Below are 24,915 nucleotides of genomic sequence, written 5' to 3'. Positions count from 1 at the left end.
CGCCTCCTTGTGCGTAGGGTGCCCGGGGGTAGCGTGACCCGGTGTGGGGGAACGTCACGTTTGGTCCGTTTCGTCCGCGCGGGTTCGTCGAGCGGCGTCCGGGCGGGAGACGGACCCCGTCGACACGGGTCGACCTCGCGCGCACGCAGGCGTCGTGCCCCGCGCCGCGCTGGTCGACCAGCTCATGGCCTCGCGTGCGCGGGTGGTCGCCATCGTCGCTCCACCCGGGTACGGCAAGTCGGCCGTGCTCGCCCAGTGGGCGGAGCGCCTGGCAGGGGCCGCGGTGTGGCACACCTGCACCGAGGCCGACAACGACCCCGTCGCCCTCCTGACCGCTCTCGGCCGCGCGGCGGGTCCGGGACCCGGCGTCGTGTCCGTCGCGGGACTGGTGTCCACCCTCGCCGCTCACCCACCGCGCACCCTGCTCCTCGACGACCTGCAGGCCATCACCCACGCGGGCAGCATCAACGTGCTCACCGACGTCGTCGACCGGCTGCCCGAGACCTGGCGCGTGGGTTTCACCTCCCGGGCCCGGCCCCGCCTGCCCGTCGCCCGGCTCCGCGCCTCCGGCCAGCTCCTCGAGATGGGGTCGGCCGAGCTCGCGCTGCGCGACGACGAGGTCGCCGACGTGCTCGCGCGCACAGGCATCACGCTGGCGCCCGCCGCGGCGACCGACCTCCTGCGCCGGACGGAAGGGTGGCCGGTGAGCGTCTGGCTCGCCGCCCTGGCGTTGCACGCCGGCGGCGACCCGGGAGCGGGCAGCTTCACGGGGGACGACGCGTACATGCGCGAGTACCTGCGGACCGAGGTGCTCGCCGGGCTGAGTGCGCGCGAGACCGCCCTGCTCGTCCGCTGCTCGATCCTCGACGAGCTGTCGGGCCCGGTCTGCGACGCGGTGCTGCGCGCCCGCTCCTCGGGCGCGGCCCTGGAGCACCTGGCCGCGCACGGGGTCGTGCAGCCGGTGGACCGCGGGGGTGAGCGGTACAGGTGCCACCCCCTCCTGCAGGAGCTGCTCGCCGCGGAGCTGCACCGCAAGGAGCCCGAGCTCGTCCCTGAGCTCCACCGTCGCGCGGGACTCTGGTACGCGGACGCGGATCGGCCGGGGCCCGCCGTCGCGCACGCACGTCTGAGCCACGACCTCCAGCAGGTGGCCGACCTGGTCCTGAGGTGGGCCCAGCCGACCTGGGCGGCCGGCGGCATCGACATCGTCCGGCAGTGGATGTCCTGGCTGGAGGAGGCCGAGGACGTCGACTCCTTCCCCGCGGTCGCCGCGCACGCCTCGCTGGTCTTCGCCCTGGTCGGCGACTCCGCGAAGGCCGAGCAGTGGTCGGCGCGGGCGAGGGCGACGCGCCGGAGCGGCCCGCTCCCGGACGGCAGCACCGTCGAGGGTGTCCTGGCGTACCTGCACGCGATCGAGGCGCGCCACGGGACCCAGCAGATGCGTCTCGACGCTCGGACCGCGTGGAACGGGCTGTCCCCCGCCAGCCCCTTCCGAGCCACGATGCTGCACACGGAAGGCCTCGCCGCCCTGCTCGAGGGCGACCTCGACGCGGCCGACGACCTGTTCGTCGACGCCATGGACGCGGCGGAGGCGTCGCGTGCGCAGCCGCTCGTGGCCGTCACCCTATGCGAGCGCGCCGCGGTCGCCGTCGCGCGGGACGACTGGCCGGCGGCCCTCGCCATGGTCGACCGGGCCGGGGCGATCGTCGACCGGGAGGGCCACGCCACCTACTGGACCAGCGCGCTCGTGCATGCCTGGGCCGCCCGCGCGGCGCTGCACCGCGGCCTGCGCGACGAGGCGATCGCCCACACGCGTCGCGCCCTGGCCGTGCGCCACCTGCTCACCCCTGCCCTACCCGTGGTCTCCACGCAGGCGCTCCTGGTGACCGCCCGAGCCGCGCTCGGGGTCGGTGACCTCCATGCGGCGGCCTCGGCGGTGCGCCAGGCGGAGGACATCGTGCACCGGCGGCCCGGCCTGGGAGACCTCCCCGACCACGTCGCGGCGCTGGCTGGGCTCGTGCACGAGGCCGCGGCGCTCGGCCGGACCGACCCGCTCACGCCGGCGGAGGTGCGGCTCATGCCGCTGTTGGCGACGCACCTCACGTTCCCTCTGATCGCCGAGCGTCTCGGCGTGTCGCGCAACACTGTGAAGACGCAGGCCATCTCGACCTACCGCAAGCTCGGTGTCTCCTCGCGGAACGAGGCGGTGGCGGTCTGGGAACAGCTCGACGGATCGGCGGGCCGAGGACTGCCCGAGGATGTCGAGATCCCCGACCCGGCTCCGACCACCTGACGAAGGACGCCGGGCACCGGGCCCCGCGTCGCTCACACCGGAGGTACCGCCATGCAGACCATCAGCCCGTTCCTGTGGTTCGACGACGAGGCAGAGCAGGCCGCCGAGCGCTACGTGTCGATCTTCCCGAACTCCCGCATCGTCTCGGTCGCCCGCTACGGCGAGGGCGCCCCGCAGCCGGCCGGCACCGCCTTCACCGTGAGCTTCGTGCTCGACGGCCTGGAGGTCCAGGCGCTCAACGGTGGTCCGATGTACTCCTTCACCGAGGCGTTCTCCATGCAGGTGTCCGTCCAGGACCAGGCGGAGTGCGACCGCGTGTGGGACGCCCTGACCGCGGACGGCGGCGAGCCGGGGGCCTGCGGCTGGCTCAAGGACCGCTGGGGCCTGTCCTGGCAGGTGATCCCGACCGCCCTGCCCGAGCTGCTGAGCAACCCCGACCCCGCCCGCGCAGGCCGCGCCCTGAACGCGATGCTCACCATGAGCAAGCTCGACGTCGCGGCGCTGCGCGCGGCGGCGGACGGGGTCGAGGTCGCGACGGCCTAGACCGTCAGCCGAGGTCCGCGACCGCCGGCACCGCCGGGGCGACCGCGTCCCGCACCCACGCCGACAGGCTGGTGGCCGGCGGTCGCAGGATCACGGTCTCGACGCCGAGCTTCGCGTACGGCGTCATCTGCTCGACGAACGTGTCGACGTCGCCGGTCAGGAGCGTGTCCCCGCCGTGCAGCAGGGTCACCCGGATCTCGGCGGGGTCGCGGCCGACGTCCTCGCAGTGGCCCTTGAGGACGTCGAGCTTGTGGGCGACCTGGTCGGGGGTCGTCGCGAAGAGGTTGCAGGCGTCGCCGTACTGGGCCACCAGGCGCAGCGTCTTGCGCTCACCGCCGCCGCCGATCAGGAGCTCGGGACGCGTCAGCGGCTGGGGCGAGCAGAGAGTCTGCGCCAGCTGGTAGTGCTTGCCGTCGAAGGGTCCGTCGTTCGTCGGGTCCCACATCTGGCGGCTGATCTGGAGCGTCTCCTCGAGCCGCTCGAACCGCTCGGCCAGCGGCGGGTACGGCACGCCGAGCCCGCGGTGCTCCTCCTCGTACCAGGCGGCCCCGATGCCGAGCGTCGCGCGCCCGCCGCTGAGCACGTCGAGCGTGGCGACGATCTTGGCCAGCAGCCCGGGGTGCCGGTACGTCACGCCGGTGACCAGGACGCCGAGCTGCACGTTCGACGTGACACCGGCCAGGTAGCCGAGCGTCGTGTAGGCCTCGAGCATCGGGTCCTCGGCGGGGAACCCGGCCGCGGTCATCTGGAAGTAGTGGTCCATGACGGAGACCCAGGCGAGGCCGGCCTCCTCGGCCGCCGACGCGGTGTCGGCCAGCTCCTGACGCAGGGCGGACGGCTCGACCGAGTCGAACCGCATGAGGTGGACACCGACGCGCACGGCTGCTCCTTGGATCGGGGGTGTCCTTGCACCCTGCCCCTTCGAGTGCGCTCGAAGTCAAGCGGTCAGCCCACCACCCAGTCCGAGAGCACCAGCAGGACGACGTCGACCGCAGCGACACCGATCGCGAACGTGAACGGCAGCCGGCTGCGCCCGCCGCTCAGTGCCAGCACGGTGCCGGCGATCGTCAGCCCGACCGCGAGGACGAGCGCGCCGGCGGCGATCGCGCGCGGAGGACCGGGGGGCGCCAGGACGAGCAGCACCGTCGCGCCGACGAGCGCGAGGGCCGTGCCGATGCTCGTCGCCGTGCCACCCACCCGGTGCGGCAGCCCGCGCACGCCGGTGGCCCGGTCGTCCTGCAGGTCGGGCACCACGTTGGCCCCGTGCGCGCCGACCCCGAGCAGGGCGCCTGCCGCGATCGCCCACCACGCGGCGACCGGTGCGCCGGGCAGGGCCAGCGCGATGGCCAGCGGCAGGAACCCGAACGAGAAGGCGTAGGGCGCCCAGGACCACACCGTGCTCTTCAGGCGCGCGTTGTAGGCCCAGGCCGACGCGACCGTCGCCAGGTGCACCAGGCCCGCCTTCCACCCGAGCGCGAGCGAGAGGACGACGCAGGCGGCGGCGGCCGACAGTGCCGCGGTCCGGACCGTCGAGACGCTCAGGCGGCCCGTGCCGACGGGCTTGTCCGTCCGGCCGACCGCCGCGTCCCGCTCGGCGTCGATCCAGTCGTTCGACCAGCCCACCGAGAGCTGCCCAGCCAGGACCGCCGCGCCGACGAGGGCGGTGGTCAGCGGTGGAGCCCCGGCGCCCGCGGCCATGGCGATCGAGAACGCGGTGACCGCGACGGTCGGGCCCGGGTGGCTCGCCAGCGCGAGGTCACGGGCGCCCTGACGCAATGAGCCCTCGGTCACGGCGCCATCGTCGCAGGTCGCACCTCACGCGTGGGACCTTGCGCCCTGGCGTCCGCATGGCACGATGCCCGAATGGTGCGCATCGCCTCGATCGCCCCCGTCCTCCCCCGGCACGTCCACGCCCAGAGCGAGATCACCGCCACGATCGCCCCGCTGCTCTCGTCGGACCCGCGACGCAGCGCCACGATCGAGCGGATCCACGCCGCGACCGGCATCGAGACGCGCCACCTGGCCCTGCCCCTCGACGAGTACGCCGGGCTCACCACCTTCACGGCCGCCAACGACGCGTTCGTGCGCGAGGGCACGGCGCTCGCGGCCGAGGCGTGCCGGCTGGCCCTGGCCGCGGCCGGTCTGGGCGCCGCCGACGTCGACTTCCTGCTGTTCACCTCCGTCACCGGCATCGCCACGCCGTCGCTCGACGCGCTCCTGGTCGAACGGCTCGGGCTGCGCCCGGACCTCAAGCGGCTCCCCGTGTTCGGGCTCGGCTGCGTCGCGGGCGCCGCCGGGATCGCCCGGGTCCGCGACTACCTGCAGGGCCACCCGCAGGACGTGGCCCTCCTGGTGTCGGTCGAGCTGTGCTCGCTGACGCTCCAGCAGGGGGACGACTCGATGGCGAACATCGTGTCCAGCGGGCTCTTCGGGGACGGCGCCGCGGCGGTCGTCATGGTGGGCAGCGACCGCGCCGCGCAGGTCGAGGGCGGCGTCGACGTCGTGGACTCCCGGAGCGCGCTGTACCCGGACACCACCGACGCGCTGGGCTGGGACATCGGCGGCAGCGGGTTCCGGATCGTGCTCGCGGCGAGCCTGGCCGACCTCGTCGAGCAGCACCTCGGGGCGGGCGTGGTCGACCTGCTGGCGGCGCACCAGCTCAAGGTCGCCGACGTGGGCACGTGGGTGGCGCACACGGGGGGACCGCGCATCCTGCAGGCGGCGGCCCGCGGCCTGGGCCTGCCCGACGAGGCGTTCGCGGCGAGCTGGCGGTCGCTGTCCCGGGTGGGCAACCTCAGCTCGTCGGGCGTGCTGCACGTGCTGGCCGACGAGCTCGCCGCCGGCGGTCAGATCCCCGGGTCCGCGGGAGTCCTGTTCGCCATCGGTCCGGGCGTGTGCACCGAGACCGTCCTGCTGCGCTGGCCCGAGGAGCCGTAGGTGACCTGGTACGACTGGCTGATCGTCGTCGTCGCGCTCGAGCGCCTGGCCGAGCTGGTGGTCTCGCAGAGGCACGTGACCTGGGCGTTCGCGCACGGGGGCGTCGAGACGGGCAAGCGCCACTACCCGCCGATGGTCGCCCTGCACACCGGGCTGCTGGTTGCGTGCCTGGTCGAGGTGCACGTGGCCGACCGGCCGTTCCTGCCCGCGCTGGGCTGGACGGCACTGGCCCTCGTGGTGGCCGCGAACGCGCTGCGCTGGTGGTGCATCGCGACGCTCGGCAACCAGTGGAGCACCCGCGTCATCGTGGTGCCCGGGATCGCCCTGGTGAAGCGCGGTCCGTACCGGTGGCTGAGCCATCCCAACTACGTCGCCGTCGCCGTCGAGGGCGCCGCCCTCCCCCTGGTGCACACCGCCTGGGTCACCGCGGTCGCGTTCACCGTGCTCAACGCCGTGCTGCTGCTCGGTTTCCGGATCCCCACCGAGGAGCGCGCGCTGCGGTCCGTCAGCCAGGCCGCGGCATGACCGACGTCGACCTGCTGGTGATCGGGGGCGGTCCGATCGGGCTCGCGGCCGCGATCGAGGGACGTCTGGCCGGCCTGTCGGTCGTCGTCGTGGAGCCGCGGGCCACCCCCGTGGACAAGGCGTGCGGCGAGGGTCTCCTCCCGGGGGCGGTCGCGGCACTGGCTCGCCTCGGCGTCCACCCCGAGGGACATCCGCTGGCCGGGATCCGGTACCTGCGTGGCACGGTCGTCGCCGACCACCCGTTCGCGACCGCACCGGGCCTCGGGGTCCGCCGGACCGTCCTGCACGCCGCGCTCGCGCGTCGCGCGGCCGAGCTCGGCGCCGTCGTCGTCACCGGCCGGGGCGGCGCGGTCGAGCAGGACGAGTCCTCCGTCTGGTGCGCGGGGATCCGGGGCCGCTGGCTGCTCGCCTGCGACGGCCTGCACTCGACGGTCCGCCGGCAGGTGGACCTCGCGGTCCAGCGCCGCGCGACGGGTCGACGGTTCGGCGTCCGCAAGCACTTCCGGGCGGAGCCGTGGACCGACATGGTCGAGGTGCACTGGGGTCGGTCCGTCGAGGCCTACGTGACACCGGTGGCGGACGACATCGTCGGGGTGGCGCTCCTCGGGCCCGCCCGCCACGACTTCGACAGCACGCTCGAGACGTTCGGCGCCCTGCGCCGCCACTTCGGTGCCGGGCAGACGCTCGGTCCCGCCCGCGGCGCCGGCCCGTTGCACCAGCAGACCCGCCGCCGCACCGCGGGGCGCGTGCGGCTCGTCGGCGACGCGTCCGGCTACGTCGACGCCCTCACCGGCGAGGGTGTCCGCGTCGGGCTGGCGCAGGCCCGCGCCGCCGTCGCCACCCTCGACGACGACGTGCACCGCTCGAACGCGGCCTACGAGAAGGCGTGGACCTCCGCGACCCGGGACTACCGGCTCATCACCAGCGGCCTGCTCGTCGCGGCCGGGTCGCCCCTGCGGCGCGGGATCGTGCCCCTCGCCGCCGCGGCACCGGGGCTCTACGGCGCCGTGGTCGAGCGGCTCGCGCGTTAGCTCAGGCGCCGAACGACGCCGGTCCGTCGGGCGCCAGTGCGCTCTCGATCCGGCGATGCATCTCCGCGGACATCGGCGGGAGCGCGTCGAGCGGGAACCAGGCCGCCTCGGTGTTCTCTCCGTCCTCGGGGAAGGGCTCGCCCGACACGTACCGGAACCGGAACGTGAGGTCGAGATACTGGGCCCGGTCGCCGTTCTCGTACGTCATCGGAGGCAGCGCGTGCACGGAGGCCAGCCGCTCGGGGACGGCGACGACCGACGCCTCCTCCATCACCTCGCGCGCCCCCGCCACCGCCGGCTCCTCGCCGGGGTCGACGATGCCGGTCACGGGCGTCCACGCGCCGTTGTCCGAGCGTTTCACCAGGAGCACCTCGTCGCCGCGCAGGACGACCGCGGTCACGCCCGGCAGCCAGAGCAGGTGGTGCCCGACGGCGGAGCGCAGGTCCAGGACGTACTCGGGGGTCGGCACCGGCCGATCGTACGAGGACCGGTTCGGTCGCACGCGCCGGTCGGGGGACAATGGACGCCTCCGATCGCGAAGGACCTGTGCCGTGAACCAGCCCCGCATGAACGTCGAGTCGTTCAACCTCGACCACCGGACCGTCGTCGCGCCCTACGTGCGCCTGGCCGACACCAAGCAGCTGCCCGCCGGTGACGTCATCCAGAAGTACGACGTCCGCTTCACCCAGCCGAACGTCGCGCACCTGGAGATGCCGACGATCCACTCGCTCGAGCACCTGTTCGCGGAGCACTCGCGCAACCACTCCGAGCGGGTCATCGACTTCTCCCCGATGGGCTGCCAGACCGGGTTCTACCTGATCCTGCAGGGCGAGTGGGCGTACGACGACGTGCTCGGCCTGGTGCAGGACACGCTCACCGACATCACGACGGCCACCGAGGTGCCCGCAGCCAACGAGGTGCAGTGCGGCTGGGGCGCCAACCACACCCTGACCGGGGCGCAGGACGCGGCGCGGACCTTCCTGGGCGCGCGCGAGCAGTGGAGCACGGTCACCGCATGATCGCCGTCGACGCGGTCATCGTCACGGCGATGGCCGACGAGGCCGCCGCCTTCGTGAACCGGGCGGACGTCGCCGGCGACCCGACCCCGATGGGCCACGCCGAGCACCGGCTGCTCACGATCTCGGGTCGGCAGGTGCTGCTCGTGCAGTGCGGCATCGGGCTCGTCAACTCCGCGACCGCGGCCGCCGTGGCCATCCAGGGCACGCACCCGCGTGCGGTGATCAGCGCGGGCAGCGCGGGCGGGCTCGGCACCGGGGTGCGCGTCGGCGACGTCGTGGTGGGGTCCGAGTACCTCTACTCCGGAGCGGACGCGCGGGCGTTCGGGTACGAGCTGGGGCAGGTGCCGGGCATGCCCGAGGTCTACGAGGCCGAGCAGATCCTGCACGACGCCGCGGCGACCGCGACGGTGGACCTGCGCGTCGTGAGCGGCATGATCCTGTCCGGCGACGCGTTCATCGACGCCAGCCGCGTCGACCGCATCCGTACGGCGTTCCCGTCGGCCATGGCCACCGACATGGAGTCCGCCGCGCTGGCGCACACCGCTCACCTGTACGGGGTGCCGTTCCTCTCGGTCCGCGGCATCTCGGACCTGTGCGGTCCGGTGGCGGGCGCCGACTTCCTCACGCACGTCGACGACGCCGCCGACCGCTCGGCCACGGTCGTCATCGAGGTCCTGCGGCGCCTCGCCGTCGGCGACATGGTCCACTCCCGCTGATCCCTGGCAGCGGTCGCCCGACACACCCGATCTGCCCGGTCTTGTCCGATCGCGCACCCGGGGCCCTAGTCTGGCCGGGTGAGGCCTGAGCAATCGGGCGTCCACAGGGGGAACGCGCTCGGCGCGGTGCTGCTGGACGCCAAGCTGGCCGTACCGGCGCATCGGGCCGGCACGGTGAGTCGTGCAGCGCTGGTCGGGTCGGCACGGACGCGCGGCAGGCGGGTCGTCGGCATCACCGCCCCGGCCGGGTACGGCAAGACCACCCTCCTGACGGAGTGGCTGCGGCTGGAGGACCGCCCGGTCGCGTGGGTGTCCCTCGACCGGTTCGACGACGACCCGGCCCGCCTGCTGACTGTGCTGGCCTCCGCGTGCGTCCGGCTGGGGCTGGTCGACCCCGCCGTCGAGGACGAGATGGGTGGCCCCAGGGCCTCCGTCCTGGCCCGCTCCGCTCCCCGGCTCGGCGCTGCGCTGCGGGCGAGCCCGCTCCCGTTCGTGCTCATGCTGGACGACCTCCACGAGATCCGGTCCTCCGCGTGCCACGACGCGCTGGGCGTGGTGATCGCAGGCGTCCCACCCGGATCCCAGCTGGTGGCGGCGAGCCGCGACGAGCAGCCGCACATCCCGCGGCTGCGCGCTCTCGGCGACACGTTCGAGATCGGCCCGCGCGACCTGGCGCTCGACGCGGCCGGCACCCGGACGGTGTTCGCCGCCTCCGACGTCGACCTCTCCCCCGAGGCCGCGAGCGCGGTGACCGCGCGCACCGAGGGCTGGCCGGTCGGCGTGTACCTCGCGTCGCTCATCGCCCGGGACGGCGGCGGCGACGCGGTCGCCATCACCGGTGACGACCGGTACGTGGCCGACTACCTGCAGCGGGAGGCCTTCGGCCGGCTGCCGGCGGACGCCCGGCAGTTCCTGCTGCACACCGCCGTGCTCGAGCACCTCAGCGCGCCCCTGTGCGACGCGGTGCTCGACGAGCCTGGCGCGGACGAGCAGCTGCGCCGGCTCGAGGCGACGAACGTGTTCCTCGTCCCGCTCGACCGCCGGCGCGAGTGGTTCCGGTACCACGCGCTGTTCCGCGAGTTCCTGCTCGCCGAGCTCCAGCGGTGCGAGCCCGACGGGGTGCGCAAGCTCCAGCTGCGCGCCGCGGACTGGTACGAGGCCCACGACTCCCCCGGGCTCGCGGTCGAGCACCTGCTCTCGACCGACGAGCGGGACAGGACCGCGATCCTGGTGGCCACCCTGGCGAACCCCACGTACCAGACCGGGCAGATCGCCACGGTGCAACGATGGATCGACGAGCTGGGTGCCGCCGCGGCCGAGGCCTACCCTCCGCTGGCGCTCATCGCCGGCTACGTGGCCGCGTTCACGGGGCAGACGCAGCAGGCGCAGCGCTGGGCCGCCGTCGTCGACGCCGCGTCGTTCCCGCACGTCCCCCCCGACGGCAGCGCCTCGTTCGACTCCGGTCGGGCCATGTTCCGCGCGCTCCTGTGCGCGCACGGGCCGCAGCAGATGCAGGTGGACGCCGAGCTCGCTCTCCGGCTCGAGCCCGAGTGGAGCGTCTGGCGTGACAACGCACAGGCCCTGGCGGGCGAGGCCGCGCTGCTCGCCGGGGACCTGGACCGTGCCCGGTCGCTGTTCGCGTCGGCGATCGAGTCCCCGACCGGGAACGTCAATGCGGACACCCTCGTGTTCGCGGCCGCCGAGCTCGCCCTGCTGGAGATGGACCACGGCCGGTGGACCGAGGCGGCGACCCTGCTGGCTCCGGGGCTGGGGGTGCTCGAGACCCATCGCATGCAGGACTACGCCACGTGCGTCCTGGCGCTGGCCGCCGCCGCGCGGCTGGCCCTGCACCTCGGCGACACGGAGGAGGCTCAACGGCAGCTGACCCGGGCGATGCGCGCCCGGCCCGTGTGCACCTACGTGCTCCCCTTCATCGCCGTCCGTACTCGCCTCGAGCTGGCCAGGGTGTGCTGGGGACTGGGCGACCAGCCTGCCGCGCGCCACCTGCTGCACGAGATCGACGACCTGCTGCTGCGCCGACCCGAGCTCGGCACGCTGGTGGACGAGGTGGGCGCACTCCGGGGGGCGCTCGCGTCGGCGGCCCCCTCGCGCGCCCAGGGCGTCTCTCCGCTCACCCCGGCCGAGCTGCGCCTCCTGCCGTACCTGCAGACGCACCTGACCATCCGCGAGATCGGCGACCGGCTCTTCGTCTCCCGGAACACGGCGAGCTCGGAGATCGGCTCGATCTACCGCAAGCTCGGGGTCTCGTCCCGGGGCGAGGCGGTCAAGCGGGCGACCGCGATCGGCCTGCTCGGGGCGTAGCGCGCTCAGTCCCCTGCACCGTCCGAGGGCTCGATCACGTCGAACCCCAGGGCGAGCGCGAGCTTGGGTGCCGCCGCGACGACGCAGGGCAGCCCGACGATCGGGATGATCCCCGCCACCACGTCGACGATCTCTCCCGCGGTCGCGCCGGCGCCCACCGCGGCGTCCGCCTCGGCCCCGTAGCTGGGCTGCGCGCCCCCGATGGCGACGAGGGCGGCGATCCGCGCGAGCGCCAGCGTCCGGACGTCGAGCTCCTGCGGCTGCGCCTCCAGGGGGTCGTCGTCCTCGAGGTGCCTGTCGTTGAGTGCCAGCCGACGCAGTCGCTCGATGTAGTCCACGGTCCACCTCCGTCGTCCCATCGACCCATGCCGGGGCGGGCTGCGGCATCACGTAGATGGGATGAAAGGGATCTTCATGCGTTCTGCATGACGACTCGCAGGCCCGCGGCGCCGGAGAGTGGCGATGTCCCCCAGCGGGGACCGACGACGAGGACGCCCCACACGAGGGGGCAGGAGAGGCGGCGGACGATGACGGAGGACACCACCGATCTCGAGGAGATCGGTCCGATCGACTACCTGGTGATCGAGCTCCCGACCGCGAGCATGGACGGGTCCGCGTTCGAGCACCTGCTCGACCTGGTGGGCCGCGGGCTGATCCGCGTCCTGGACCTCGCCTTCCTGAGCAAGGCAGCGGACGGCAGCGTGTCCGGGGTCTCGCTCGACGAGGTGCCCGGGGGCGTCAACCTGACGTTCTTCGAGGGAGCGTCCTCCGGCCTGCTGGGCGACGACGACCTCGACGAGGCGGGCACGGCCATCGAGCCGGGGACGACCGCCGCGCTGCTCGTCTACGAGAACGTCTGGGCAGCGCCGTTCGCGACCGCGTTGCGTCGCAACGGCGCCCAGCTGGTCGCCAGCGGGCGCATCCCCGTGCAGGCGCTCCTCGCCGCCATCGACGCCACCGAGCCCGTCGCCTGACGGGCGATCGACAGCACACCGAGAGGACGAGACCGATGCCAGGACTCATCCGCGGGGTCGCCCGCACCGCCGCCATCGCCGGGACCGCCACGGCGGTCTCCAACCGCGTCTCGCGCCGCCAGGCGGGGCGCTGGGCCGCCCAAGAGGCCCCGCAGGAGGCCGCTCCGGCCCCCACGTACGCCGCCCCGCCTCCGCCTCCGCCGCCGGCCGCCGCAGCGGCACCGGCGATGGACGACAGGCTCGCCCAGCTCGCGCAGCTCGGCACCCTGCGCGACGCGGGAGTCCTGACCGACGCCGAGTTCGAGGTCCAGAAGGCCCGCATCCTCGGCGGGTACTGACCTCCGAGTTTCCGACACACCGAGAGAGACGAGACGTCCGTGGACACGTTCGCGCAGTGGTTCTGGCTGATGGTCTGGTGGTTCCTCTTCTTCGCCTACCTGGTGATCCTCTTCCAGATCATCGGCGACCTGTTCCGCGACAAGGAGCTCAGCGGGTGGCTCAAGGCGGTCTGGATGATCGCCCTCGTGTTCCTGCCCTTCCTCACCGCGTTCATCTACGTGGTGTCCCGCGGTCGGAGCATGGCCGAGCGACAGACGGCGGCGATGGTCCAGGCCAAGGAGGACACCGACACCTACATCCGGGGGGTGGCGGGCAAGTCGCCGGCCAGCCAGATCAGCGACGCGAAGGCGCTGCTCGACCAGGGGGCGATCGACGAGCAGGAGTTCGCCACGCTCAAGGCCAGGGCACTGGCCTGACCTCGGGCGCCCGGGTGGTCGGAGGGGACCACCCGGGACCGCCCGGGGGCCGACGAGGACGGTGAGCCGTGGACGACGCGCAGGACGACCACCCCACGGGCTGGCATCGGCATCTCGAGCTCGTCGCGACGATCCTGCTGGCCGTCGCGACCGTGACGACGGCGTGGTCGGCGTTCCAGAGCAGCAAGTGGGGCGGCTACTCGACGGCCTCCTACAGCGCCGCGACGGCGGGCCGCACGCTCTCGAACCGGTCGGCCACCCTGGCCGGGCAGCAGACGATCATCGACGTCACGCTGTTCACGGACTGGCTGGCCGCGGTGAACGAGGAGCAGGGTCAGGTCCTTCCCCCGTCGTACGTGCCGGACCCGACGACGTACTCGGGGTTCCTGTACGAGCGGTTCCGTCCCGAGTTCCGGCCGGCCCTGCACGCCTGGCTCGCCGAGGACCCGGCGACCGATCCCGACGCGCCGCCGAGCCCGTTCGCGATGGACGAGTACGTCCTCGCCGCCGCGCAGGAGTCCCAGCGGCTCGAGTCGTCCGCCGACGCGTCTGCCACGATCGCTCGTGAGGCGAACCAGCGGAAGGACAACTATGTGCTCGCCACCGTCATGTGCGCGTCGGTGCTCTTCTTCTGCGGGATCGGCGGCAAGCTCAGCTCCGTCCGGAGCCGCACGGCGATGATCGCGCTCGCGGGTGTGTTCCTCCTCGCGACCATCGGCGTGCTCGCCACCTTCCCGGTGCGCTTCGGATGAGCGTGCTCGCGTCGGGCACGCTCGCCCTCGCGATCACCGCGCTCACCGTGGTCGCGATGCTGCTCGTCCGACGTCGCTCCCCCGAGGGCAGCTGGTTCAGCGACGGCGACCGCGCGTCGGGCGTGTTCGGCGTCCTGGCCACCGGGTTCTCGGTGCTCCTCGGCTTCATCATCTTCCTGGCGTTCCAGTCCTACGACGAGGCCCGGTCCGGCGCGCAGCTCGAGGCCGAGCTCGTGGCCCAGCAGCTGCAGACCGCGCAGCTGATGCCCGAGGACGTGCGCGACGAGCTCACCGGCGAGCTGGTCTGCTACGCCCGGACGGTGGTCCGGACGGAGTGGCCCGCCATGGTGGCCGGGACGATCGGCGACTCCGTGAACCCGTGGGGCGTCGCGATGTTCCAGACGTTCCGCGACGTCGACCCGCAGACGAACGCGGAGCAGTCGGCGTACGACCGGTGGGCCGACGAGACCGCCGACCGGCAGCAGGCGCGTCAGTCGCGGGTGCACGGCGCCGAGGGCCTCATCCCGCTGCCCCTCTGGATCGTGCTGTACATCGTCGCGGCCGTGATCTTCGTCTACATGCTGTTCTTCGCCGACTCGGCGGAGCGGGCGCCTACCCAGGCCGTCCTCATGGGCAGCGTGACGCTCGTCATCACCCTCCTCCTGCTGCTCATCGGCTTCTTCGACCATCCGCACGGGCCCGGCGTCGGCAAGCTGCAGCCGATCGCGATGGAGCGCACCCTCGCGCTCATGGACACGCAGGGGGCCGCCATCGGTCTCGTCCTCGACCCGCCGTGCGACGCCGACGGCCGGGCCGGCTGACCCGCCACCCTCGCAGGACGGGCGACACCGGCGGAGCGCACTACCCTCGGTCCGTGGTCGTGCGACGCCGGACGACCGACGCACCGAGAGGCAGGAACGGATGACCCAGACGCACGCCGTGCGCATCCACCCCAGCGCGGACCGGCTGGCCCGGACCGACCAGCTCGCGTGGAAGATCGCCGAGGTCGCCGCCGACCCGGTCGAGGTCCCGGACGCCGTGGTCGACATGATCATCAACCGGGTCATCGACAACGCCGCCGTCACGGTCGCGTCGCTGACGCGCACCCCCCCGTCCACCGCCCGGGCGCAGGCGCTCGCGCACCCGTACGCGGGGCCCAGGCACGGCGCGACCATCTCCGGCGTCGCGCCCACCACCCGCGTCAGCCCCGAGTGGGCGGCCTGGGCCAACGGCGTCGCCGTGCGTGAGCTCGACTACCACGACACGTTCCTCGCGGCCGACTACTCCCACCCGGGCGACAACATCCCGCCGATCGTCGCGGTCGCGCAGCACACCGGTCGCGACGGGGCGGCGCTGGTCCGGGCGATCGCCACCGGCTACGAGATCCAGGTCGACCTGGTGCGCGCGATCAGCCTGCACCAGCACAAGATCGACCACGTCGCGCACCTCGGCCCGTCGGTCGCCGCCGGCCTGGGCACGCTGCTCGGGCTGTCTCCCGAGGTGATCTTCCACGCGGTCGGCCAGGCACTGCACACGACGACGGCCACGCGGCAGTCGCGCAAGGGCGAGATCTCGTCGTGGAAGGCCTACGCCCCGGCGTTCGCGGGCAAGGTCGCCATCGAGGCGGTCGACCGGGCGATGCGCGGCGAGACGTCGCCGACCCCCATCTACGAGGGCGAGGACGGGGTGATCGCCTGGATGCTCGACGGTCCCGACGCCGCGTACGACGTGCCGCTGCCGGCGCCCGGCGAGCCCAAGACGGCGATCCTCGACACCTATACCAAGGAGCACTCGGCGGAGTACCAGTCGCAGGCGCTCATCGACCTGGCGCGCAGCCTGCACCGCGAGCGTCCGGACCTGACCAACCCGAACAACGTGGCGTCGATCGTCATCCACACGTCGCACCACACGCACTACGTGATCGGTTCCGGCGCGAACGACCCGCAGAAGTACGACCCGACGGCGTCACGCGAGACGCTCGACCACTCGATCCCGTACATCTTCACCGTCGCGCTGCAGGACGGAGTGTGGGACCACGTCGCCTCCTACGCACCCGACCGCGCCGCTCGACCGGACACCGTGGAGCTGTGGCAGAAGGTCACGACCACCGAGGACCCCGCCTGGACCGCCCGGTACCACTCGAGCGACCCCGCGCAGAAGGCGTTCGGTGGCCGCGTCGAGATCACGACCACCGGCGGCGAGGTCGTCGTCGCCGAGCTCGCCGTGGCCGACGCCCACCCGCTGGGCGCCCGGCCGTTCGCCCGCGCGCAGTACGTGGCGAAGTTCCGCTCCCTCGCCGCGGGGGTGCTGGACCAGGCCGAGATCGAGCGGTTCCTCGACGTCGCCCAGCGGCTGCCGTCCCTGAGCGCCGACGAGCTGGCCGGCCTGACGGTCGTCGCGCCCGCCGGCCTGCTGGAGTCGGTCGTCACCCCGGAAGGACTGTTCTGATGCTCTACGCGACCGCCACACCGGCGGACAAGCGCGTCGCCCTGCGCGAGGGTCTGGCCTCGGGTCGGCTGCTGCAGCTGCCCGGCGCGTTCAACCCGCTGTCGGCGCGGCTCATCGAGGCCAAGGGCTTCGACGGGGTCTACGTCTCCGGCGCCGTGCTGTCCGCGGACCTGGGCCTGCCGGACATCGGCCTGACGACCGCCACCGAGGTCACCCAGCGCGCCGGCCAGATCGCCCGGATGACCGCGCTGCCCTCGATCGTCGACGCGGACACCGGCTTCGGTGAGCCCATGAACGTCGCGCGCACCATCCAGGGGCTCGAGGACGCGGGCTTGGCCGGCTGCCACATCGAGGACCAGGTCAACCCCAAGCGCTGCGGGCACCTGGACGGCAAGGCCGTGGTCGACGAGGACACCGCGCTCAAGCGGATCCGCGCAGCCGTCGACGGACGCCGCGACCCGAACTTCCTGGTCATCGCCCGCACCGACATCCGCGCGGTCGACGGTCTGGCCGCCACGGTGGACCGGGCCAAGGCGCTGGTCGACGCGGGCGCGGACGCGATCTTCCCCGAGGCGATGACAGGACCCGACGAGTTCGCCGCCGTGCGCGCCGCCGTCGACGTGCCCCTGCTGGCCAACATGACGGAGTTCGGCAAGGGCGAGCTGCTCACGGCCCGCCAGCTCGAGGACATCGGCATGAACATCGTGATCTACCCGGTCACCCTGCTGCGCCTGGCGATGGGCGCCGCGATGGCCGGCCTGGACACCATCCGCGCGGAGGGCACGCAAGCCGGTCTGCTGGACCGCATGCAGACGCGCGCCGAGCTGTACGAGCTCCTGGACTACGAGGCATACGGCACCTTCGACGCGAATGTGTTCAACTTCAAGCTCTGACCAGCAGGAACGTCCCGTCAACGACGATGGAGGCAGACCGTATGACCGAGTCCGACACCCAGATCCACAAGGGCCTCGCCGGCGTGGTCGTCGACACCACCGAGATCTCCTCGGTCGACGCCGAGAGCAACTCGCTGCTCTACCGCGGCTACCCCGTCCAGCAGCTCGCCGCGCAGCGTTCCTTCGAGGAGGTCGCGTACCTCTTGTGGCACGGCGAGCTGCCCGACGCCGCGCAGCTGGCCGAGCTGCAGACCTCCGGGCGGTCGCAGCGCGTGCTGGACGGAGCGGTGGTGGACGCCGTGCTCGCGCTGCCGACCACCTGCCACCCGATGGACGTCGTCCGCACGGCGGTCAGCGTGATCGGTGCGCACGACCCGACCGAGCAGGACTCGTCGCGCGAGGCCAACCTGGCCAAGTCCGTGCACCTCCTGGCCCAGATCCCCGGGATCGTGGCGCTCGACCAGCGCCGCCGTCGCGGTCAGGACCCGGTCGCGCCCCGTGACGACCTCGGGTTCGCGGAGAACTTCCTCTGGATGACGTTCGGCGAGGTGCCCGACCCCGTCGTGGTGCACGCGTTCGAGGTGTCGATGATCCTGTACGCCGAGCACTCGTTCAACGCGTCCACGTTCACCGCCCGGGTCATCGCGTCCACCCTGTCGGACCTGCACTCCGCGGTCGTCGGCGCGATCGGCGCCCTCAAGGGTCCGCTGCACGGGGGGGCCAACGAGGCGGTCATGGCGACGTTCGCCGAGATCGGCACGGCCGACAAGGCCGCCGCCTGGCTGGACGACGCGCTGGCGCACAAGCGCAAGATCATGGGCTTCGGCCACCGCGTCTACAAGCACGGCGACTCCCGGGTCCCGACGATGCACGAGTCGCTGGTGACCCTCGTCGAGCACTACGACCGGCCCGACCTGCTGGCCCTGTACGCCGCCCTCGAGAGCGCGATGACCGAGCGCAAGAACATCCTGCCCAACCTCGACTACCCCACCGGGCCCGCGTACCACCTGATGGGCTTCGACACCCCCACGTTCACGCCGCTGTTCGTCGCCAGCCGGGTCACGGGGTGGACGGCGCACGTGATGGAGCAGCTGAGTGCGAACTCGCTGATCCGGCCGCTGAGCCGGTACGTGGGGCCGGCGCGGCGGGACGTGCCGTAGGCGCGGCGAACACCACCGTCCGCTGCAGCTGGTAGCTGGCCGCGAACAGGGCCACCTCGGTGAGCACCTTCGCGGGCAGCAGGGCGACGCCGAGGCCCGTCAGGGCGGTGAGGATGCCGAAGTTCGCGGCGAGCATCGTGGCCGCGAGCACGCCGTACTGGGTGGCGGCCGCGCGCAGGGACTTCGCGCGGCCGCCGGCGAAGACGAGACGACGGTTGGCCGCGAAGTTGACCGACGAGCTCAGCACGCGCGCCGCGACCACGGATGGGAGCAAAGCGCCGGTGACCGCGAACAGGGCGAGCAGCGTGACCGTGTCGACGAGGAACGACCCGAACGACGACAGCGAGAACCGCAGCAGGGGCGCGTACACCCGGGCGGAGTCGATCACCGGCCGGAAGTGTGACGACGCGTTCTCGTCGAGGTAGACCGTCTGGATCTCGACCTCCTCGACGGCGAACCCGTCCTGCGACGCGCGCAGCAGCAGGTCCAGCTCGTACTCGAACCGCTCGCCGCCCACCGTCTGCAGCCACCCGAGCATCGACGCCGGATAGCCGCGAAGGCCTGTCTGGGTGTCGCGCACGGGCAGCCCCGTGGCCGTCCGCACCAGCACGCCGGTGATCGCGTTGCCCCACCGGCTGCGCAGCGGCACGTGGCCGGTGAAGCGTCGCGCCCCGAGCACCATCGCGCCGTCCGCCTCGGCCACCCGCTCCGCCACGCGCACGACGTCCCGGACCAGGTGCTGGCCGTCGCAGTCGGCACACACGACGTCGCTGCCCGGCCGGTGCTCGGCCAGCCACGCGAACCCAGCCTTGAGCGCGTGCCCCTTGCCCCGGTTCGTGGCGTGCTCGAGCACCGTCGCGCCCAGCGCGCGGACCTCGTCGAAGGTCGCGGCGTAGCCGGGTCCGCTGCCGTCGTCGACCACGAGGACCTCGAGGTCGGCGCAGCGCAGGGCGGCGACCAGGGACACCAGCCGGTCGTCGGGTTCGTAGGCCGGGATCAGTACGTACATCGTCATCAGCCCGCGATGTACAGGATGTCGGACGTGCCGCGCTCCTGGCCCTTGCCGAGCGGGTCGTTCACGAGCGCCCCGTCGAAGTACATGGTCGACGAGCCTCCGCCGTCGATGTTGTACGCGGTCGTCGCCCCGAGGTCCTGCATGATCTCGGCCAGCCCGGTGAGCGTCACCCCGGCGCTGTACCCGGGACTGCGCCCGTCGACGACGACGAACACCAGGTGGTTGTCGTCGATCACCCCGATCGCGGTCCGCGGCTGCTCGCCCTGGATCGAGTGGTTGCCCACGTTCGTGTCGACCTCGACGTCCTCGATCCCGTCGACCACCTGCCCGTCCTCGAGCAGCGCCGGCCCGAACGACAGGGTGTTCCAGACGCCGGCGGCCACCAGCTCGTCGGCGCTCGTGGCGGTCTCGTCGTACACCTCGACGTGCCCGTCGGTGGAGAAGGCGAGGCCCTCGCGGGCGCCCTCGTCGCGGTAGACCACCCCGTTGCGGATGACGATCCCCGTGTCGCGGAACCCGTAGTAGTCGCCGTTGATCGCGAACACCGCTCCGTTGTCCGCGGCGATGTCCGAGGTGTCCTCGGTGATGTTCAGGCCGAAGCTGTTCTGCGCGAACGCCGACCGCAGGGCCGTCGCGTCGGTGAGCGTGACGTCGGCGACGTAGTAGGTCACGGTGTCGTCGCCCGATCCGGTGGTGACGGTGGAGATCGAGATGGCGGACGACGAGGACTCGTAGGACGTGTCGGTGATCACGGCGTCGGCCGACGACGAACCAGCGGACGCCGTCGTGCCCTGGCTGGCCTCGTACGCCTGCACGTCGGAGATCTCGACGTGCTCGATCACGAACCGGTCGAGGGCCCAGGCGCCCGCACCGACGACGGACAACGAGAGCGTCAGGACACCGACCAGGACGGTGCGACGGAGGGGGTGCGCTTCTTCATGCCCCTTGTCTAGGGAGCGGGACTGTCGCCCGTCGTTGCGCCCGCTGTGCGGCTCCTGTGCGGTCAGTCCTCGGCGATGGGCCGACCCACCGTCAGCGCCTCACGAAGCGGCGCGCCCAGCTCCCGGTACGCGGCGTCGGGCTGCGCACCGACCGCGTCCAGAACCGTGCTGAAGAAGCACCGGGCTGCTGCGGCAAGCACCACGTCGAGGATCTCGTCGTCGGCGAACCCGAGGGTGCGCAGCTCGTCGAGATCCTCCGGACGCATGTCGGCGGCGCCCGCCGCCACCGTGCCGGCCAGCCGCGCGACAGCGCGGTCCACCTCCGTCAGCTCGTCCGACTCGCCGCCCTGCGCCAGCGCCCGCACCGCGTCGGGGCTCATGTGCGTCGACGCGAGGACGTCACCGTGCGCCAGCGCGCAGTAGCTCGACCGCAGACGCAGCGCCGCCGCGGTCGTCGCCACCTCGTAGCGCCGCGGGTCCATCCCCTTGATCGCCCGGTTCAGCCCCTGCCACCCGCGCAGGACCTCCGGCCGGTGCGCGAACACCCGGGTGTAGTTGGCGACGTGCCCGAGCGCTGCCCGGTCCTTCTCGAACGCCGCGGCCACCTCGCCGGCCGGGTCGTCGTCCGTCGTCGCGCCGCTGATCCATGCCATGCGTCGTCCTCCTCGCGGGTGGGGCGTGCCGTGCCGATCATCGCGCTCCGCGGTGCGGCCCGACAGGATGAACGCTCATGGACGCCTCCTCGGCCGCCGCCAACAACGCCGCATGGTGCGATCTGGTCTGCCACACGGCCGGACTGCCGACGAGGACCCGCGCGGGGCTCTGGTCGACGCCGACCCGCTCCCCCGAGGCGTACCCGGACGGGGTCACGCTGCGCCCGGGGGTGCCGGCCCACGAGGTGCTGGGCTCCGTCGACGACTCCGCGGGCGCCTCGGTCAAGGACTCGTTCGCGGACCTCGACCTGGCGCCGCACGGGTACACCGTGCTGTTCGAGGCCCGCTGGCTGGCCCGCGCCGCGGCGCAGCCGGGAGCACCCCGGCTGCCGTGGCGGTCGGTCGAGGCGACGACGCTCCCGCGATGGTGGGCTGCGCATGGCTCGCGGGTCGTCGGTGCGGCCGTGCTCGACGACCCCGGGGTGCGCCTCGTGCTCGCCGAGGACGACGAGGGGCCGGTCGCGGTCGCCGCGCTCAACCGCTCGGGCGACGGGCCGCGGACGGTGGTCGGGGTCTCGAACGTGCGGGTGCTGCGCGCGGACCCCGAGGCCGTCTGGGCCGATCTCGCCGTGGTCGCCCGTCGAGAGCTGGGCGCGCACCCGCTGGTCGGCTACGAGTCGGGCGCCGACCTGGCGCCGCCGATCGCGACCGGCTTCGAGACCGTCGGCCCGCTGCGGGTCTGGATCCGCTGACCTCCTACGGCTCGATCGTGAAGCGGGCCAGCCCCTCGGGCGCCTCCTCGGTGACGTCGACGCGCGACACGTCGGCGCCCCGGGGGCCCGAGCGGCACCACGCGACGAGGGAGTCGACGGCATCCTCGGCCCCTTCGAACGCGGCCTCCACGGTCCCGTCGGCCCGGTTGCGCGTCCAGCCGCGCACGCCGAGCCGACGGGCCTCGTGGGACAGGGACCAGCGATAGCCGACGCCCTGCACGAACCCGTGGACGACGACGTGGCGGCGGATCACCGTTCCAGTGTGCCCGTCAACCCACGGTTGACGATCGACGATCCGTCAACCTAGGGTTGACGCATGACGACAACCCGCGTCCAGAACCCCGTCCGGCTCGACGACCTCATCGACGCCATCACCACCTCCCAGCCCACCGTGCTCCACCAGCTGTCGACCGCGGTGCTCACCGCGCAGGCGCTCGGCGACGTCGCCGACCACCTCATCGGCCACTTCGTCGACCAGGCGCGGCGGTCCGGCGCGTCGTGGACGGAGATCGGAGCCAACATGGGGGTGACCAAGCAGGCCGCGCAGAAGCGGTTCGTCGCCAAGGACCCCGGGGCCCCCGACACGAGCCAGGGCTTCGGGCGCTACACCGAGGCCGCCCGCAACGTCGTCGTGGCCGCGCAGAACGAGGCGCACACGGCCGGCAACACCGAGATCACGACGGCCCACCTCGCCCTCGGCCTGCTCGCGGCCCCCGACGACGTCGCCGCCCAGGCCGTCGCGGCGCAGGTCACCTCGCTGGACGACGCCCGCCGGACGCTCACAGCCGGCCTGGCGCCCTCGGTCGCCCCCGTCCCCGACCTCGTGCCCTTCGACGCCGGTGCCAAGAAGGCGCTGGAGCTGACGTTCCGCGAGGCCGTGCGGCTGGACGACGAGCACGTCGACACCGGCCACGTGCTGCTCGCGCTCCTGGAGGCCGACGACGGCACCGGTCCCGTGGCGACGCTGGGGCTCGACAAGGCCGTCGTGGAGGCGTTCGTCGTCGCCGCGCGGGACGAGGCCGACACCGCGGAGTGAGGTGCGCGGTACGCATCCGTCCCCCAGAGCAGGGAAGATGCTCGGGTGACCTCCCCGAGCGTGACCCCTGCCGACCGGACGGATGCGGGCCGCCGCTTTCGCACCGCCATGTTCGTCGACTTCGACAACGTCTACATCGGGCTGCAGCGCCTGGACCCCGTGGCCGCGGAGGCGTTCGCCACCAACCCGGCCCACTGGCTCAGCGAGCTGGAGACCGGCACCGACTCCGAGGGCGAGTTCAGCCGCCGCTTCCTGATCCGCGCCTGCTACCTGAACCCGTCGCGGTTCTCGCAGTTCCGGCCCAACTTCACGCGCGCCGGCTTCCAGGTGGTCGACTGCCCGTCGCTGACCCAGCAGGGCAAGAGCAGCGCCGACATCAACCTCGTCCTCGACGCCGTCGACGCCCTGGCCGCGTCCACGCAGTACGAGGAGTTCGTCATCGTGTCGGCCGACGCCGACTTCACTCCCCTGGCGCTGCGCTGCCGCGCCGCGGACCGCCGGGTCACCATCATCACCGCCAGCCCGGCCGCGGCGGCCTACCGGTCGGTGGCCGACACCGTCATCACGGCCGACGACCTCGCGGAGCTGGTGACCCACACGGCGTCGACGCTGGACGTCGAGACCGTGGTCGAGGAGGTCGCGGCCGCCGTCGAGGCACCCGCGGAGGCTCCCGCGAAGGCGCCGACCAAGAAGACCGCCGCCGCCACGCCTCCCCCGAGCTCGGCCGCGCGCAAGGCCGTGCTCCAGCGCGTGCAGGCCGCGGACCGCCCGGTGCCGCTGGGCACCATCGCGCAGCTGGCGCAGAAGACCGAGCCGACCCTGCCCGAGACCCGGTGGGGCGGCGCCGGTGGCTTCCTGCCCTGGCTGGCCCGCAACGTCCCGGAGGTCGGTGTCTCGTCGCGACCGCCCGGGTTCGTCTGGGACGCCAACCGCTTCGGCGAGGCCGACCTGCCCGGCGCCGTCGCGGACACGTCGTCGAGCGCGCTCCAGCGCCAGGTCGTCGCGGTTACCGACACCCCCGGGCTCAGTGCCTCGAACTACCGGGTGCTCCTCACCGCGCTGGCCGCCGACCTCAAGGCCCACCCGTTCGACCGCGCCGAGACGTCCCGGCGCGTGCGCGACGCGTGCCGGAAGGCGGGCGCGCAGGTGGGCCGCTCCACCGTGAACTTCGTCATCGGCGGCATCATCTTCGCCGGCCTCGAGCTGAAGCCGACCACCAAGGCGTCCGACCTGGCGCTGGCGTGGGCGGACAACGTGGTCGGCCTGTGCCGCGGCGCCCGGATGCAGCTGAGCCCCAGCGACGCGGCCGCCATCGGCGCCTGGGTGGGCGGCGGGCTGCTGGAGAGCTGACTCAGCGGTCGTAGTCGAACCGCAGCCGCATCCGGTCCCCGCGGAACACGATCGACGAGTACTCGAACGGACGCGCGAGCGCGTCGGAGATCACGTCCTGCAGCTGCAGGGCGGGGTCTCCGCGGCGCATGCCCAGGTGCTTGGCGTCGGCGGTGCTCACCGCGACGGCCTCGAGCTCCTCGTGCACCCGCTTCATGGGCAGCCCGTAGTGCTCCTCGAGCACGACGCAGAGCTGGTTGGCCACGACGTCGTGCTGGTCGAGCGCGGGCGCCAGCCGGGCCGGGACGTAGGAGTGGTGGAGGCTGATCGGCTCACCCTGGACGGACCGGACCCGGACGATCACGTATGTCTCGTCGCCCTCGCCGAGCGCCAGCCGTTCGCGCACACCGGACGACGGCGTCTCGAGCGCCAGGGACACCAGCCGCGTGGACGTCTCGTAGCCGAGGCCCTCCAGCTGCTCGCGCACGCCGCGGTAGGCCGGTGAGACCGCGCTGATCTTCGGCGTGGCCACGTAGGTGCCCTTGCCCGGCACGCGGACCAGCAGGCCGTCGCCGACGAGCTTGGTCAGCACGCCACGCACGGTCATGCGGCTGAGGCCGTAGATGCGGTTGAGCTCGTTCTCCGACGGGATCCGCTGGCCGGGCACCCACTCGCCGCTGGTGATCCGGGCGTGCAGGATCTGCTCGAGCTGCGCGTAGAGCGGCACGGCCGACTCCCGCGCCAGGACCTCCGTCATGAGGCCAAGACTTCCATGCTCTGGTCTGCCATGAGTAGACCTG

28 protein-coding genes are annotated in these 24,915 nt (G+C 73.0%); 19 read left to right on the top strand and 9 right to left on the bottom strand.

Features of this window, described 5'->3' with window-relative positions:
• Positions 1-154 precede the first annotated feature (154 nt).
• Positions 155-2,293 carry a winged helix-turn-helix domain-containing protein gene (locus tag AC1DXT_RS07755; protein ID WP_477060745.1) on the top strand — a complete coding sequence of 713 codons (2,139 nt, stop codon included), beginning with the start codon at positions 155-157 and terminating at the stop codon, positions 2,291-2,293.
• Positions 2,294-2,344: 51 nt separating this feature from the next.
• Entirely contained in the window at positions 2,345-2,836 is a 492-nt protein-coding gene (locus AC1DXT_RS07750; protein WP_477060744.1) for a VOC family protein, read from the top strand.
• 4 nt (positions 2,837-2,840) lie between these two features.
• Here AC1DXT_RS07750 and AC1DXT_RS07745 read toward each other — a convergent pair whose 3' ends face one another.
• Both AC1DXT_RS07745 and AC1DXT_RS07740 read right to left on the bottom strand, forming a co-directional pair.
• Positions 2,841-3,716 (bottom strand): LLM class F420-dependent oxidoreductase, encoded by an 876-nt coding sequence (locus AC1DXT_RS07745; protein WP_477060743.1) that lies wholly within the window; start codon positions 3,714-3,716, stop codon positions 2,841-2,843.
• A gap of 65 nt (positions 3,717-3,781) precedes the next feature.
• The gene (locus tag AC1DXT_RS07740) at positions 3,782-4,627 is read right to left on the bottom strand and encodes a UbiA family prenyltransferase (RefSeq protein WP_477060742.1); all 846 of its coding nucleotides are present in this window, start codon (positions 4,625-4,627) and stop codon (positions 3,782-3,784) included.
• Positions 4,628-4,699: 72 nt separating this feature from the next.
• Here AC1DXT_RS07740 and AC1DXT_RS07735 point away from each other — a divergent pair, with 72 nt between their 5' ends.
• From AC1DXT_RS07735 to AC1DXT_RS07725, 3 genes are read left to right on the top strand one after another with little or no spacing between them, the layout of a single operon-like run.
• Positions 4,700-5,773, top strand: coding sequence for a type III polyketide synthase (locus AC1DXT_RS07735; protein ID WP_477060741.1), 1,074 nt, complete (start codon positions 4,700-4,702; stop codon positions 5,771-5,773).
• Complete coding sequence (locus AC1DXT_RS07730; RefSeq protein WP_477060740.1) at positions 5,774-6,298, top strand: isoprenylcysteine carboxyl methyltransferase family protein; 525 nt, start codon at positions 5,774-5,776, stop codon at positions 6,296-6,298.
• A complete protein-coding gene (locus tag AC1DXT_RS07725) occupies positions 6,295-7,329 on the top strand; it encodes an NAD(P)/FAD-dependent oxidoreductase (RefSeq protein ID WP_477060739.1) in 1,035 nt (344 codons plus the stop codon). Before AC1DXT_RS07730 ends, AC1DXT_RS07725 begins: the two co-directional genes overlap by 4 nt.
• A gap of 1 nt (position 7,330) precedes the next feature.
• Here AC1DXT_RS07725 and AC1DXT_RS07720 read toward each other — a convergent pair whose 3' ends face one another.
• Positions 7,331-7,798 (bottom strand): NUDIX hydrolase, encoded by a 468-nt coding sequence (locus AC1DXT_RS07720; protein WP_477060738.1) that lies wholly within the window; start codon positions 7,796-7,798, stop codon positions 7,331-7,333.
• 97 nt (positions 7,799-7,895) lie between these two features.
• On the opposite strand from AC1DXT_RS07720, the gene AC1DXT_RS07715 reads away from it, so the two are divergent.
• The 3 genes from AC1DXT_RS07715 to AC1DXT_RS07705 all read left to right on the top strand — a co-directional run bounded on the left by AC1DXT_RS07715 (position 7,896) and on the right by AC1DXT_RS07705 (position 11,386).
• Positions 7,896-8,348, top strand: coding sequence for an S-ribosylhomocysteine lyase (locus tag AC1DXT_RS07715; RefSeq protein ID WP_477060829.1), 453 nt, complete (start codon positions 7,896-7,898; stop codon positions 8,346-8,348).
• Positions 8,345-9,064 (top strand): 5'-methylthioadenosine/adenosylhomocysteine nucleosidase, encoded by a 720-nt coding sequence (locus AC1DXT_RS07710; RefSeq protein WP_477060737.1) that lies wholly within the window; start codon positions 8,345-8,347, stop codon positions 9,062-9,064. The genes AC1DXT_RS07715 and AC1DXT_RS07710 overlap by 4 nt, the downstream gene beginning before the upstream one ends.
• A gap of 78 nt (positions 9,065-9,142) precedes the next feature.
• Positions 9,143-11,386 (top strand): winged helix-turn-helix domain-containing protein, encoded by a 2,244-nt coding sequence (locus AC1DXT_RS07705; protein WP_477060736.1) that lies wholly within the window; start codon positions 9,143-9,145, stop codon positions 11,384-11,386.
• Between the two features lie 5 nt (positions 11,387-11,391).
• On the opposite strand, the gene AC1DXT_RS07700 is transcribed toward AC1DXT_RS07705, so the two are convergent.
• Positions 11,392-11,724: a carboxymuconolactone decarboxylase family protein gene (locus AC1DXT_RS07700; RefSeq protein WP_421733064.1), complete on the bottom strand. Its 333-nt coding sequence runs from the start codon at positions 11,722-11,724 to the stop codon at positions 11,392-11,394.
• 189 nt (positions 11,725-11,913) lie between these two features.
• Between AC1DXT_RS07700 and AC1DXT_RS07695 the strand changes: the two genes are divergently transcribed.
• The 8 genes from AC1DXT_RS07695 (at position 11,914) to AC1DXT_RS07660 (ending at position 18,368) form a co-directional block, all read left to right on the top strand.
• Positions 11,914-12,360, top strand: coding sequence for a DUF6325 family protein (locus tag AC1DXT_RS07695; RefSeq protein WP_477060735.1), 447 nt, complete (start codon positions 11,914-11,916; stop codon positions 12,358-12,360).
• Positions 12,361-12,395: 35 nt separating this feature from the next.
• Positions 12,396-12,698, top strand: coding sequence for an SHOCT domain-containing protein (locus AC1DXT_RS07690; protein ID WP_477060734.1), 303 nt, complete (start codon positions 12,396-12,398; stop codon positions 12,696-12,698).
• A gap of 39 nt (positions 12,699-12,737) precedes the next feature.
• The gene (locus tag AC1DXT_RS07685) at positions 12,738-13,115 is read left to right on the top strand and encodes an SHOCT domain-containing protein (protein WP_421740215.1); all 378 of its coding nucleotides are present in this window, start codon (positions 12,738-12,740) and stop codon (positions 13,113-13,115) included.
• A 68-nt stretch (positions 13,116-13,183) separates the two neighbouring features.
• A complete protein-coding gene (locus AC1DXT_RS07680; RefSeq protein ID WP_477060733.1) occupies positions 13,184-13,867 on the top strand; it encodes a hypothetical protein in 684 nt (227 codons plus the stop codon).
• On the top strand, positions 13,864-14,688 hold the full coding sequence (locus AC1DXT_RS07675; protein ID WP_477060732.1) for a bestrophin-like domain: 825 nt from the start codon (positions 13,864-13,866) through the stop codon (positions 14,686-14,688). The genes AC1DXT_RS07680 and AC1DXT_RS07675 overlap by 4 nt, the downstream gene beginning before the upstream one ends.
• 100 nt (positions 14,689-14,788) lie before the next feature.
• Entirely contained in the window at positions 14,789-16,315 is a 1,527-nt protein-coding gene (locus AC1DXT_RS07670; RefSeq protein WP_477060731.1) for an MmgE/PrpD family protein, read from the top strand.
• Entirely contained in the window at positions 16,315-17,208 is an 894-nt protein-coding gene (prpB, locus tag AC1DXT_RS07665; protein ID WP_477060730.1) for a methylisocitrate lyase, read from the top strand. Before AC1DXT_RS07670 ends, prpB begins: the two co-directional genes overlap by 1 nt.
• Positions 17,209-17,249: 41 nt before the next feature.
• The gene (locus AC1DXT_RS07660; protein ID WP_477060729.1) at positions 17,250-18,368 is read left to right on the top strand and encodes a bifunctional 2-methylcitrate synthase/citrate synthase; all 1,119 of its coding nucleotides are present in this window, start codon (positions 17,250-17,252) and stop codon (positions 18,366-18,368) included.
• On the opposite strand, the gene AC1DXT_RS07655 is transcribed toward AC1DXT_RS07660, so the two are convergent.
• From AC1DXT_RS07655 to AC1DXT_RS07645, 3 genes are all read right to left on the bottom strand, one after another.
• Entirely contained in the window at positions 18,268-19,383 is a 1,116-nt protein-coding gene (locus AC1DXT_RS07655) for a glycosyltransferase (protein ID WP_477060728.1), read from the bottom strand. The genes AC1DXT_RS07660 and AC1DXT_RS07655 overlap by 101 nt on opposite strands.
• Entirely contained in the window at positions 19,383-20,267 is an 885-nt protein-coding gene (locus tag AC1DXT_RS07650; protein ID WP_477060727.1) for a phosphodiester glycosidase family protein, read from the bottom strand. The genes AC1DXT_RS07655 and AC1DXT_RS07650 overlap by 1 nt, the downstream gene beginning before the upstream one ends.
• Positions 20,268-20,386: 119 nt before the next feature.
• A complete protein-coding gene (locus AC1DXT_RS07645; RefSeq protein WP_477060726.1) occupies positions 20,387-20,977 on the bottom strand; it encodes a carboxymuconolactone decarboxylase family protein in 591 nt (196 codons plus the stop codon).
• 77 nt (positions 20,978-21,054) lie between these two features.
• Here AC1DXT_RS07645 and AC1DXT_RS07640 point away from each other — a divergent pair, with 77 nt between their 5' ends.
• Entirely contained in the window at positions 21,055-21,729 is a 675-nt protein-coding gene (locus tag AC1DXT_RS07640; RefSeq protein ID WP_477060725.1) for a hypothetical protein, read from the top strand.
• A gap of 4 nt (positions 21,730-21,733) precedes the next feature.
• Here AC1DXT_RS07640 and AC1DXT_RS07635 read toward each other — a convergent pair whose 3' ends face one another.
• Positions 21,734-22,003, bottom strand: coding sequence for an acylphosphatase (locus AC1DXT_RS07635; RefSeq protein WP_477060724.1), 270 nt, complete (start codon positions 22,001-22,003; stop codon positions 21,734-21,736).
• A 63-nt stretch (positions 22,004-22,066) separates the two neighbouring features.
• Between AC1DXT_RS07635 and AC1DXT_RS07630 the strand changes: the two genes are divergently transcribed.
• Both AC1DXT_RS07630 and AC1DXT_RS07625 read left to right on the top strand, forming a co-directional pair.
• Positions 22,067-22,786: a Clp protease N-terminal domain-containing protein gene (locus AC1DXT_RS07630; RefSeq protein WP_477060723.1), complete on the top strand. Its 720-nt coding sequence runs from the start codon at positions 22,067-22,069 to the stop codon at positions 22,784-22,786.
• 45 nt (positions 22,787-22,831) lie between these two features.
• A complete protein-coding gene (locus AC1DXT_RS07625; protein WP_477060722.1) occupies positions 22,832-24,136 on the top strand; it encodes an NYN domain-containing protein in 1,305 nt (434 codons plus the stop codon).
• Between the two features lies 1 nt (position 24,137).
• Here the strand turns inward: AC1DXT_RS07625 and AC1DXT_RS07620 are convergent, their stop codons facing one another.
• The gene (locus AC1DXT_RS07620; RefSeq protein ID WP_477060721.1) at positions 24,138-24,872 is read right to left on the bottom strand and encodes a GntR family transcriptional regulator; all 735 of its coding nucleotides are present in this window, start codon (positions 24,870-24,872) and stop codon (positions 24,138-24,140) included.
• Positions 24,873-24,915 lie beyond the last annotated feature (43 nt).

Source organism: Cellulomonas sp. P1_G12_2, from assembly GCF_056405535.1.
The sequence above is the reverse complement of the archived record's forward strand: the minus strand, read 5'-3'. Positions and strand labels throughout refer to the sequence as shown.